This is a genomic window from Streptomyces sp. NPDC058683, assembly GCF_042716195.1.
Classification (GTDB): Bacteria; Actinomycetota; Actinomycetes; order Streptomycetales; family Streptomycetaceae; genus Streptomyces.
In genome coordinates, this window is the sequence record NZ_JBHXSK010000033.1 from 129459 (window position 1) to 139786 (window position 10328).

Here is a 10328-nt window from a genome sequence, read left to right on the forward strand (position 1 = left end):
CAATTAACAAAAGCAGTCAACTGTCCGACGTCTGGGACGCCCTCCGGGCGCGGGCACTCCACCCCGAACCCGTGGATTACGCTCTGACCCATGGCCGACGCACCGTACAAGCTGATCCTCCTCCGCCACGGCGAGAGCGAGTGGAACGCGAAGAACCTGTTCACCGGCTGGGTGGACGTCAACCTCAACGAGAAGGGCGAGAAGGAGGCAGTCCGCGGTGGCGAACTCCTGAAGGACGCCGACCTCCTCCCCGACGTGGTCCACACGTCGCTCCAGAAGCGCGCGATCCGCACCGCCCAGCTCGCGCTGGAGTCCGCGGACCGCCACTGGATCCCGGTCCACCGCAGCTGGCGCCTGAACGAGCGCCACTACGGTGCGCTGCAGGGCAAGGACAAGGCGGCGACGCTGGCCGAGTTCGGCGAGGAGCAGTTCATGCTCTGGCGCCGCTCGTACGACACCCCGCCCCCGCCGCTGGCCGACGACTCGGAGTTCTCCCAGGCCTCCGACCCCCGCTACGCGACGATCCCCCCGGAGCTGCGCCCCCGCACGGAGTGCCTCAAGGACGTCGTCAACCGCATGCTCCCGTACTGGTACGACGGCATCGTCCCCGACCTCCTGACCGGCCGCACGGTCCTGGTCGCCGCCCACGGCAACAGCCTGCGCGCACTGGTCAAGCACCTCGACGGCATCTCGGACGCCGACATCGCGTCCCTGAACATCCCGACGGGCATCCCCCTCTACTACGACCTCGACGCCGACTTCAAGCCACTGACCCCCGGCGGCCGCTACCTCGACCCTGACGCAGCGGCAGCAGCAATCGAGGCAGTCAAGAACCAGGGCAAGAAGAAGTAAGCCTGACTGATCAAGCCCTCTACCTGCGAGTTCTCCGCAAGTGGGGGGCTTGTCGCTGTGCTGGGGCCGTCTCTGGGCCGTGAGTGGCTCAGGTATCCGCACAATGCGGACGTGGACGTGACAGATCTCGCCGTGAAGGTGGGCACCGGGGCCCTGGGCGGCGCTACAGCATCCCTGTTCCTTGCTGGCTACGTGGCTCAGCGCCAAGAACGGGGGAAGCTGCGAGCAGCGGATCTTGACGCCCTGCGTTCGTACATAGCCCAGCGCCTCTCACACTTGGCGCTGCACTGGCATCGCTACTCCGTGACCAAGAGCTATCCGGGGCAGTTCTTGAAGATCGGTAGTCAGGACGCCATGGCAGTTGAGTTGGTTCGGTTGTGTCTGAGGCTCTCTCAGCGCCAACAGCGACGAATCCGCAAGCAGCTAATTGTGATCTTCGGCGAGCTGACCGTCACCTGCGCCGAGGAACTTGCCATGACCCCAGCTTTCGATGGCACACACGCACCAGTTGCGGAGCCGTCAAAAGTCGGCTGGCAGATGATCCCCACTGAGGCTTGGCAGGGGACGGCGGTTAGCAAAATGGAACAGCTCGGTGATCGCAGCATCGGAGGTGGAAGCCTCCGGGCGTTTGCCGACTCGATGTCCGAAGCCTCGAAGTACGACGCAGTGCGCCGTGACTTCGAGGCTCTGCTCAAGATGGTTGGCGGGCGTCCAGGCCTGGGCCAGAGCAAGAAGTAGCGCCCACGCTTCTGCGCTCGATTCAGTCTCGCTCGGACGAGTAGAGGATAGCCACGGCCTTACGGGTGCGCTCCTGGCTGGACGGCATGAGGTGCGCGTAGACCCGCAGCGTGAGGCCCGGGTCCGAGTGGCCGAGGTACTCGGCCAGGGCCTTGATGTTCTCTCCGGCGTCCAGGAGGACCGAAGCGTAGAAGTGGCGCAGGGCGTGCATGCCGTTCTCGCGTGATTCGGCGTACGACTGGCCCGGCGTCCGCTCGGGGATCACACCGGCCGAGGCCAGAGCCCGCTTCCACACCTCCTCGTTGAGCGACGTACGCCAGACGTGCCCGCCACGCGGCCCGGTGAAGATCAGCCGCTTGGTCACGGGAGGCCCGTCGGCCACCTTCCACGGCAAGGTGATCTCGACCGGCGGGAACCGCTTCATGTGGGCCCGCAGTGCATCGGCGACCGGCGCGGGAAGCGGTACGTCCCGCAGCTTGCCGCCCTTGGGCGGAGCGAACACCGCCTTGCTCCGACTCAGCTTGAGCTGCTGGACCACGTGAAGTGTGTCCGAACCGAAGTCGATGGCATCGACGGCGACGCCGAGGATCTCGCCCTGGCGGAGCCCGCAGCCGCCACCCAGGTCGACCATGGCTTGGAAGCGCTCGGGCATGCTGGCCCGGACGGCGAAGAGCCGTTCCGTTGTCCAGGGGGCGACCCGCTTCGTGTCGACTGCGGGCGGCCGGACCGAGCGGGCTGCGCACGGGTTGCGCGGAAGGTGCCCGTTGTCCACCGCGGCACTCAGGGCGGCACGAACGTTGGAGTAGATCGTCCGGGCGTACGAACCCCGGACACCGTTCTCCTGGAGCTTCCGCACCCAGTCGCGGATATGGGCGGGCTGGAAGGAACCGAGCGGACGCGATCCCAGGTGAGGGAAGGCGTGCAGGCGGAGTTGTGACTCCATCGAGGCCTGTGTGTTGGGGTCCGCTCCCTGCGTCTCCACCCAGGTTTCCGCGTACTGCTGGAAGGTGATCCGTGCCGCGCGCGGGTCGATGTACTGCCCGCGCGCCATGTCCGCCTCGATGCGGGCGAGCCACTGATCGGCGAGTCGCTTTTGCCGATCTGGGAAGCTCTTGGACTTCTCCGTGCCGTCCGGACCGACGTACCGGGCTCGGTAGCGCATGCCGGTGCCGTAGCGCTCGGTCTTGACCTTGCGGTCCTTGCCGTCCTGTCCGACCTCGGTTCTGTACCAGCGGTCTTGGATGTGTCCGGCCATCAGGCAGCCGCCCCTTCACGCTGCGAGTCCACCCAGGCCCGAACGTCGGCCGGGTCGAAGCGCAGGTGCCGACCGACACGGAAGCCACGAGGCCCAGTGCGCTTGCGGCGCCACTGGTAGACCGTCTCGACGCTGGGCAGCTCGAACATCTCCACCAAGTCCTCGGGGGTCAGGTACCGCGCGGGCAGGGTGCGCGGTTCGGTGGCCACGTCGGCCAGGGCGAGGCGTCGGCTAGCCACGGGTGGGTTCTCCTTCGGTTCCGGGGGCTGGTTCGAGGGATGCGGACAGCCAGGTCTCGGCGGCGCTGAGGCCGGTGCCGGCGAAGACCCAGTGGGCGATGACGTACGTCGTGTCCGGCCGGGCGCTGGCAGCTGCTGCCGTTTGGGCGCGGCGCCATTCGGTGCGGGCGTTGCGGAGGGTGCCGAGGGTGGTGGAGTAGCGGCGGGATTTGGTGGAGAAGTGGCCGCGGAAGCCGAGCATGTGGGCCCAGGCGCGCAGGCGGAGGTGTTCGAGGCTCTTGCGGGCGCCGAGGGTCCAGGCGGTTCGGATGAGGCGGCGGGCGTGGTCGCTGAGGTCGAGCTGGGCGAGTTCGGCGGCGAACTTCAGCGGCCGGTCGAGAGCTCCCGTGGCTGTCTCGGCACCCTTGGTGGCGTACTTGGCGATGTACGCCGCTACAGCTCGTTCGGTGAGTTCCTGGCCGTCGTTGAAGTCGGCGGATCGGATGGTGCGGACGTCGAGTTGGCGGCCGAAGGTGAAGGTGTGGGTGCGGCCGTCGAGGATCGGGCCGTCGACGCGGACCTTGGTGGCGGCGGCTTGGATGGCGTCGGTGAGGAGTTCGGCGGTGGCCCAGGGCGGGGGTGGGGTGTCGCCGCCTTGCGGGCCGTCGAGACGGATGACGGCGTGGAAGTGGACGGCACCACGCTTCTGGTACTCGGCGACCTTGGCGAAGGAGACGCGGGCATGGTCGCGTAGACGGCGCTGTGACAGCCCCGCGCGCTTGGCGACCTCCCGGCGGAGGTAGATCGAGAAGCGCCGCCAGAGGGCACCCGCGTGGGCGTTCCAGAGCACGGCCGCTTCGTAGTCGTACGTGTCCGGGTCGAGCGGAGTGCCGAGGGTGTCGTCGTCCTGGTCGTGGCGGGTGCCGCAACGGCAGGCACGGCCGTCGGTGCGGCGGTTGTGGACGGGGCCGAAGCCCGGGGCGGTGAAGGTTGCGAAGACGCGAGGGTGCGCGGCGACCTGGTCCGGGGTGCCCTTGCCGCCCCGGAGTCCGGCGGTGATCAGGTGGAAGGTGTCGCGGCGGTAGACCTCGGCGCAGGCGGGGCAGCGGGTGGTGCGGCGGTTGTTGCAGCGGACGAGGAGTTGGCCGGCGGGCAGGTCGGTGGAGTCGAGGTGCTGGAGGATGCGGCCGATCTCGCCGGTTGTGGTGTCGACGTCGTATTCAGTGCGGTGGCCGTCGAGGCGGATGGGGTTGGTGCAGCCGCCGAGCCCGGAGAGCTGGCGGAGGATACCGGGCAGGGTGCCGCCCGAGGCGAGGTTGGTGAGTTCGCGGAGCGGGGGCGGGGTGGTGCGGGTGAAGATGGCTGGCTCCTTCTGGCTGGCTCGGTCAGGAGTGACGGGCCCCGGGGCGGCCGGATGCTGGGCGGTGTCGTGGCCGCCCCAGGGGTCGGTGTGGGTCAGCGCCGGTTGTGTTCGCGCAGCAGGGAGCGCAAGACCACGGCGGCGATGGCCACGGAGATGGCCGACACGGCGACGGCGGTCAGCAGCGCGGTGAGGACCACGCCGCCCGTGAGCACGGCGACGACAGCGCCGGTACTGACGGAGACGCCCGGAAGCGCGGAGCGCCGGGCGGGGGCTGGGGAGGTCGGGGCGTGGGTGTGCGCGGGCGGCGGTGTGGGGTTGTCGGGGTACTTGGGCAGGAACACGGCGAGTTTCTCCTTATCTACTCGTCTAGTCATGTGAGCCGTTTATGACGGTCACGCCGGAACGCGTGCCGGATTCGATGGAGGGGGCGAGGAAGGTGTGCGAGAGCCAGAAGCCGAAGAAGGCGACCAGGACGACGATCCAGGTACGGACACCGAGGTACTTGACGGCCGCCCAGGCGAAGAAGCCGAGGACGACGACGAGCGGCAGGTTGAGGGTCACGGGGTGCTGGGTCCTTTCAGCGGACGGGGCAGCGGTGGGTGCGGGCGGCGAGTTCGGCGGCGGCGCGGCTGTCGTAGTCGGCGGAGAAGCCGCAGCGTGGGGCAGCGCAGGCGGCGGTGTGCTTGTCGCGGCCCCGGTCGTCGTAGGCGGTGCCGACCTGGACGGGGCCGATGCGGGTGACGTTGCGGAAGCGGCGGTTGGCGGTCACGGGTCCTGGTTCTCCTTTCAGAGCTGGGCGGCGAGGGCTTCGGCCATGGGCGCCGGGACGCCGAGGCGGGCGCGGAGGGTCGGGGTGTCGATGGGCGTGCCGGTGCGGGTGTGGTGCTCGGTGGCGACCTTGCGGGCGTGCGCGACGAGAGCGGCCGGGACCGCCGGGCGTTGCGCTGGTGCTTCAGGCGGCTCGGGAGTTGGTTCGGGCTCTTGCTCCTGGCCGTCGCTGGCTTCTACGACGGCAGGTGTCTTTGGTGTCGAGTGGGCGAGGAGGGTGCCGCCGAGGAAGGCGATGGCTGGCCAGCCGGCGACGAGGATCCGCAGCCAGGCCGGGACGTTGCCGAGGTCGAGGAGGCCTGCGGTGGCGATGTTCGCGCCGAGGGATGCGACGAGGGCGATGACGAACCAGCACCAGGCAGCAGCTTTCGTGGTGCCGGAGCGCAGCCGACGCCAGGCGGCGACGAGCAGCAGGTCGACGGAGACGGGGTAGGCCCAGGCTTTCCATCCGTCCTGTCCGGCAGCGGAGGCGACGTCGTGGAGGTGGGCGAAGGACAGGGCGGCGGCGATGAGCGCCTGGACGAGCACCGCGTCGACGCGGGCAAGCTGGGCGCGCATGATGCGGCTCCTTCCGGTTTCGGGCATGGGAGGGGTAAGGGCATGGCGCCGGGGGCCGGGGGTGGGTCAGTCAGCGACGGGGTGCGGCTGTACGACCGGGCCGGGTGAGGTGACCGGTCGCACGGGGACGTCTGGCCGGAAGGGCTTGAGGGCCGGGATGTCGGGGACCAGGTCGGCCGAGTCCTGGGAGATGGCCGCAGCATCGGCGAGGGAGAGGTACGGCGTGCGGATGCGGGACCAGCCGCCGGAGGTGTCGCCTGCCACGGCGAGGCCGGGTGTCTCGGGGGCGATGGAGCAGGCGGCGTAGACGGCTTCGGGGGCGATGTCGCCGAGGGCCATCTTGGCGGAGGCTTCGTCGTTGACGCGGTGACAGACGCGGCCGGTGAGCTGGGCGCGGAGCATGGTGGCGCCCTTACCGAGTTCGGCGCCGAAGCGCTGGCCGCAGACTTCGAGGTAGATGCCGGCCGCGCGGCCGAGCTGGGCGAGGCGGATGAGCTGGGTGACCATCTCGTCGCGGCGTTCTTCGTCCTTGCGGGTTGCAGTGAGGAAGAGTTCGGCCACCTCGTCGATGAACAGGACGATCGGGGTGGGGCGTTGGGTGTCGGGCAGTCCCCAGATGTCGGAGGTGATCTCTTCGTCGGGGGTGTCCCGGGCAATGCCCTGGCGGGCTTTGATCAGGTCGTATCTGTCCTCCATTTCTTTGACGAGCACGGGCAGCAGTTCGGCGGCTTCGTCCGGGTCGGTGGCGAGGGCGGAGAGGCGGGCGGCGAAGGGCGCCAGTTCGACGCCCCGCTTGCAGTCGATTCCGACGAGCGCGACCCCGTCCTCGCGGGCGAGTCCGGAGATGAGGTGGCGCAGGTACATGGACTTGCCGGACAGGGTGGCGCCGAGGGTGAGTTGGTGGGGAACGGTGCGGTAGTCGCGGACGAAGGGAATGGCGTCCTCGCGCAGCGCAACCGGAACCTTGAGGAAGCCTGCGCCGGTCTTGCGGGGCATCTGGACGCGGCGCAGTACGTCGTAGCCGACGAGCCGCAGTTCCACGACGCCCGGTTTGACGGTGGTGACGTAGACGGCGTGGACGCCCCAGGCGTGCCGCAGGCGTTCGGCCGAGGCGGCGACGTCGGCGGGTTCCTGCCCGGGAGCGAGCCGGAGACGGAGCCGTAACCCGGTCGAGGTGGGACGGAGGATGCCCCGGCGGGGCGGGACCGGCCGGATCTCCCGCCGGGTGGTCGCCTTCACGGCGAGGACCCTGAGCCGGGAAGGCGGAACGGTCAGGCCGCAGGCTTCCATGACGGAGCCGTACGAGCTGAGCAGGCGGACCGTGGACATCGGGCCGCCAACCGCGGACCAGTAGACCGCCGGATGCTTGGCCCGGGTGTAGGCGGCCCCACCGCCGAGTGCGGCGAGGGGACCACCTACCTCCAGGAGCGTCGTCAGGTCGGACATCAGGCGGCAGCCCCGACGCTGACGGGGAAGGCGGCCGGGGTGACGGCGGCGGCGCGGTAGGCGATGCCGTGACGCTGCTGGCCGTTGAACACGGACTCCCACGGCCGGGCGATGAGCCCCGGCAGCGAGACGGGCGAGCCCAGGACGAGCCCTTCCGAGACGCCGCCCTCGGGAACGGTGACCTTGATCAGGGCGGACTCGCCGTCCTCGATGTAGACGACGCCGATGGTCATCAGCGCCTCACCGCTCACGGCGTCCTTGGCGATCTCGCCGGTCTGGCGGTCGCGAACCTTTGGCTCGGGGGCCTCAGTCAGCAGGATCGTGGCGGCGGTGGTCTCCACACGGATGGTGCGCACAACACACTCCCTATCTACTCGTCTATACATGTAGCGATCTGTGAACCCGATCTCCCGGGCTCATGGCGATCACCCTGCCACACAACTTGCCCACTCGTCTATACGAGTAAGCGTGTCGAGGTGTACGAGTTCGGAGAAGCGACTTCGCGTACCGGCCAGCCCGTCTTGAGGTCACCCGAACGAACCGTCCTCCCGCATGGCGAACGATTCACATCCGTCGTGCTCGAAGCGGACTCGCCCGTCGAACTCCGAGCCGATGCGGGTGCAGACTCCCCAGTCCCGTCCCAGCTCCCCGCTCAGCGCTATCCACCACCGACAACCGCCGCACTGCTCGTTGTACCAGCCGTCCCGATACTCGGGCTGGCGCGTCGGTCTGTTCTGCCCCTGCGACCAGCGCTCATGGCATGCGTCGTTGTGCGCGCGGTCGTCACCCGTCCAAGGGTCGCCGGACACAGCTGGAACCCCGCTCACGTGGCCGGGAGCTGGTACGAGAGCACGTAAGCGTCCGCCGCCATCACCGTGTCGCACACCTCGACCGCCCGCCCCTCGGTGTCGAAGGCAGTCCGGACCAGGTGGATCACGGGCACGCCGGCCGCAAGGTGGAGCGTCTTGACCTCGGAGGGCGAGGGCATCCGAGCGCGGATCTCCTCCTCGAAGTGGTCGAGGCGGTGGCCCAGCTCTTCGAGCCGGGCGTAGATGCCGCCGGGGCCGGGGTTGGGTTCGGCGATCTGTGTGCCGCGGGCGATGTCCAGGGGAAGGTAGGAGGTCGCGAACTCCACCGGACGCCCGTCCAGCAGATACCGGCGACGCCGGGCCAGTACGCGCCGTACGGAGCCGAGCCGGGTGGAGACGTCCTGGCTTGCCTTCTCTTCCTTCACCTCAAGGCTGTCGACCTGGGGGTGACTGCCGGCCGCGTCCGCTTCCACGATGAACGCGGACTTGCCCTGCTCGCGGTGGCGGCGGGCGAACCGGTCGGAGGCCAGGCGCCGCACGGGCGGCCGGGGCCGGACGAAGACGCCCTTGCCGTGCTCGGCGTGGACCAGGCCCTCGCCGGTGAGGACGGAGAAGGAGTTGCGGACGGTCATCCGGGAGACCCCGTAGTGTTCGACCAGCTCGGCTTCGGAGGGCAGTTTCTCGCCCTCGCGGAATCGCCCACGGTCGATGGCATCGCGCAGGTGGTCGGCGATCTGCCGGAAGACCGCACGATCGCTCGTGGGGTCGAGATCACCGAGGAGGCCCGAAGAAAGAGGGCTCACGTGTGTACTCCTTTAGGTATCTAGACGAGTGGGTGAGTGAAGTTGCTACGGTGGAGAGCCTAGCCATCCGGGAGGGTCGAGGAACGTGAGCACAGAACGCCCGCACTCCGTGAGCGTCGCCGGGGTCGTCGTCGACGCCCAGGGCCGTGCCCTCCTGATCCAGCGCCGTGACAACGGCAAGTGGGAGCCGCCGGGCGGTGTCCTGGAACGCGAGGAAACCATCCCTGAGGCCCTGCAACGCGAAGTCCTCGAAGAGACCGGCATCAAGATCGCCCTTCCGGCGACCCTGACCGGCGTCTACAAGAACATGACGGGCCTGATCGTCTCCCTGGTCTTCCGCTGCGAGGCCGCCGACGGCACGCCCACGACCGGCGACGAGACCCGCGCCCTGCGCTGGGTCACCCGCGAAGAAGTCACCGAGCTTGCCGACGAGGCATACGCGATCCGCGTCACCGACGCACTCGACGCGATGACCCCGCCGGCTGTCCGCGCCCACGACGGCGTGAAACTCGTCTAGCCCGAACCTGCTGCACATGGCGGCCTACCAGCACGAAGGAACTTGTATGCACGAGTATACGAGTCGAGTCCGAGTCTGGGGACTGACTTGCCCAGGATTTCCGGAAGAGGTCAGCCGGGCCCGCCGCTGGACGAGAGACATCCTGCGCGGATCGCCTCTGGCGGACGACGCGGCCCTGATCGTCAGCGAGCTGAGCACAAACGCGCTCCTCCACACGAGCAGCGGCGGGGAACGCGGAAGCTTCCACCTGGCCCTGGCGGTAGCACCCCAGGTCATCGCACTGTCGGTCACAGACGACGGAGGCGGCGGCGCCCCGAAGGTCGAGCACCAGGACCAGGACGCCGAGCACGGCCGGGGCCTGGGCATGGTCAGCGCCCTCGCGCACAGGGTCGTTGTCCAGGGTGCCAACGGCGGCTACACGGTCACCGCGGAACTCTTCGTGCATCCTCGGAGGGGAGACCACTCATGCTGATGGACAAGCCCCGACGAGGGTTCTGGTGCGAGTGCTGGACCGAAGACCTCACCGACGGGATGCAGTGGCCGGCACTCCGGGCATCCTTCGACGCCTACTCCGCACCCCAGGCAGACAGATGGGTGGCCATCGCACTGCGCACGATCTCACCGGCACTCGACCCGGACGCCTCGGACGAAGTTTGGGCCTGGCTCCACGACGGACGCGCAGAAACCCGACGTGCCCTGCTGCGCTTAGAACCCTGCACGGTGTCAGTCACCCAGGCCACCACGCGCATCACATGGACGATCCGGCCAGTCATCTTCCTATCGCTGGCACACCGCCAGGACACCGAACTCCCAGCCTGCGCATACGCCTTCAAGCCCCACCGGCCCGATGTCTAGCGTCAGATGAGGCTTGACGGTTGTGCGTCGGTTGAGGCTTTCCGGTTCCTAGCCTGTTGTGCGGTTCGTCGTGCCGTAGGCCTTGA

16 protein-coding genes are annotated in these 10328 nt (G+C 68.8%); 5 read left to right on the plus strand and 11 right to left on the minus strand.

Annotation, left to right across the window (positions count from 1 at the left end):
• Window positions 1-90 precede the first annotated feature (90 nt).
• Window positions 91-852, plus strand: a complete 762-nt coding sequence (locus ACFWXC_RS32465) for a phosphoglyceromutase (RefSeq protein ID WP_384484105.1) — start codon at window positions 91-93, stop codon at window positions 850-852.
• 111 nt (window positions 853-963) lie between these two features.
• Entirely contained in the window at window positions 964-1590 is a 627-nt protein-coding gene (locus ACFWXC_RS32470; RefSeq protein WP_384484107.1) for a hypothetical protein, read from the plus strand.
• 22 nt (window positions 1591-1612) lie between these two features.
• Here the strand turns inward: ACFWXC_RS32470 and ACFWXC_RS32475 are convergent, their stop codons facing one another.
• The 11 genes from ACFWXC_RS32475 to ACFWXC_RS32525 form a co-directional block, all read right to left on the minus strand.
• Window positions 1613-2845 carry a tyrosine-type recombinase/integrase gene (locus tag ACFWXC_RS32475; RefSeq protein ID WP_384484109.1) on the minus strand — a complete coding sequence of 411 codons (1233 nt, stop codon included), beginning with the start codon at window positions 2843-2845 and terminating at the stop codon, window positions 1613-1615.
• A complete protein-coding gene (locus ACFWXC_RS32480; protein ID WP_352093631.1) occupies window positions 2845-3084 on the minus strand; it encodes a helix-turn-helix domain-containing protein in 240 nt (79 codons plus the stop codon). Before ACFWXC_RS32480 ends, ACFWXC_RS32475 begins: the two co-directional genes overlap by 1 nt.
• On the minus strand, window positions 3077-4360 hold the full coding sequence (locus ACFWXC_RS32485; protein WP_384484138.1) for a replication initiator: 1284 nt from the start codon (window positions 4358-4360) through the stop codon (window positions 3077-3079). Before ACFWXC_RS32485 ends, ACFWXC_RS32480 begins: the two co-directional genes overlap by 8 nt.
• A 158-nt stretch (window positions 4361-4518) precedes the next feature.
• Window positions 4519-4767 (minus strand): SpdD protein, encoded by a 249-nt coding sequence (locus ACFWXC_RS32490; RefSeq protein WP_384484140.1) that lies wholly within the window; start codon window positions 4765-4767, stop codon window positions 4519-4521.
• Window positions 4768-4792: 25 nt separating this feature from the next.
• Window positions 4793-4987: a hypothetical protein gene (locus tag ACFWXC_RS32495; protein ID WP_384484112.1), complete on the minus strand. Its 195-nt coding sequence runs from the start codon at window positions 4985-4987 to the stop codon at window positions 4793-4795.
• Between the two features lie 16 nt (window positions 4988-5003).
• A complete protein-coding gene (locus tag ACFWXC_RS32500; protein WP_384484114.1) occupies window positions 5004-5195 on the minus strand; it encodes a mobile element transfer protein in 192 nt (63 codons plus the stop codon).
• A 17-nt stretch (window positions 5196-5212) separates the two neighbouring features.
• A complete protein-coding gene (locus tag ACFWXC_RS32505; protein WP_384484116.1) occupies window positions 5213-5812 on the minus strand; it encodes a DUF2637 domain-containing protein in 600 nt (199 codons plus the stop codon).
• 66 nt (window positions 5813-5878) lie between these two features.
• On the minus strand, window positions 5879-7258 hold the full coding sequence (locus ACFWXC_RS32510; protein ID WP_384484118.1) for an FtsK/SpoIIIE domain-containing protein: 1380 nt from the start codon (window positions 7256-7258) through the stop codon (window positions 5879-5881).
• The gene (locus tag ACFWXC_RS32515; RefSeq protein WP_384484120.1) at window positions 7258-7614 is read right to left on the minus strand and encodes a hypothetical protein; all 357 of its coding nucleotides are present in this window, start codon (window positions 7612-7614) and stop codon (window positions 7258-7260) included. Before ACFWXC_RS32515 ends, ACFWXC_RS32510 begins: the two co-directional genes overlap by 1 nt.
• A gap of 171 nt (window positions 7615-7785) precedes the next feature.
• On the minus strand, window positions 7786-8142 hold the full coding sequence (locus tag ACFWXC_RS32520) for a DUF3027 domain-containing protein (RefSeq protein ID WP_384484122.1): 357 nt from the start codon (window positions 8140-8142) through the stop codon (window positions 7786-7788).
• Complete coding sequence (locus ACFWXC_RS32525) at window positions 8082-8870, minus strand: GntR family transcriptional regulator (protein WP_384484124.1); 789 nt, start codon at window positions 8868-8870, stop codon at window positions 8082-8084. Before ACFWXC_RS32525 ends, ACFWXC_RS32520 begins: the two co-directional genes overlap by 61 nt.
• 109 nt (window positions 8871-8979) lie before the next feature.
• On the opposite strand from ACFWXC_RS32525, the gene ACFWXC_RS32530 reads away from it, so the two are divergent.
• The 3 genes from ACFWXC_RS32530 to ACFWXC_RS32540 are packed head-to-tail and all read left to right on the plus strand — an operon-like array spanning window position 8980 to window position 10242.
• Entirely contained in the window at window positions 8980-9387 is a 408-nt protein-coding gene (locus ACFWXC_RS32530) for an NUDIX hydrolase (protein ID WP_384484142.1), read from the plus strand.
• A gap of 46 nt (window positions 9388-9433) precedes the next feature.
• Window positions 9434-9859 carry an ATP-binding protein gene (locus tag ACFWXC_RS32535; protein WP_384484126.1) on the plus strand — a complete coding sequence of 142 codons (426 nt, stop codon included), beginning with the start codon at window positions 9434-9436 and terminating at the stop codon, window positions 9857-9859.
• The gene (locus ACFWXC_RS32540; protein WP_384484128.1) at window positions 9853-10242 is read left to right on the plus strand and encodes a hypothetical protein; all 390 of its coding nucleotides are present in this window, start codon (window positions 9853-9855) and stop codon (window positions 10240-10242) included. The genes ACFWXC_RS32535 and ACFWXC_RS32540 overlap by 7 nt, the downstream gene beginning before the upstream one ends.
• The last annotated feature ends 86 nt before the right edge of the window (window positions 10243-10328 follow it).

What these genes read in the sequence shown, in the direction of transcription:
- ACFWXC_RS32465 (WP_384484105.1), top strand. Translation starts at nt 91, where the DNA reads ATGGCCGACGCACCGTACAAGCTGATCCTCCTCCGCCACGGCGAGAGC.
- ACFWXC_RS32475 (WP_384484109.1), bottom strand. Translation starts at nt 2,845, where the DNA reads ATGGCCGGACACATCCAAGACCGCTGGTACAGAACCGAGGTCGGACAG.
- ACFWXC_RS32505 (WP_384484116.1), bottom strand. Translation starts at nt 5,812, where the DNA reads ATGCGCGCCCAGCTTGCCCGCGTCGACGCGGTGCTCGTCCAGGCGCTC.
- ACFWXC_RS32510 (WP_384484118.1), bottom strand. Translation starts at nt 7,258, where the DNA reads ATGTCCGACCTGACGACGCTCCTGGAGGTAGGTGGTCCCCTCGCCGCA.
- ACFWXC_RS32535 (WP_384484126.1), top strand. Translation starts at nt 9,434, where the DNA reads ATGCACGAGTATACGAGTCGAGTCCGAGTCTGGGGACTGACTTGCCCA.
- ACFWXC_RS32540 (WP_384484128.1), top strand. Translation starts at nt 9,853, where the DNA reads ATGCTGATGGACAAGCCCCGACGAGGGTTCTGGTGCGAGTGCTGGACC.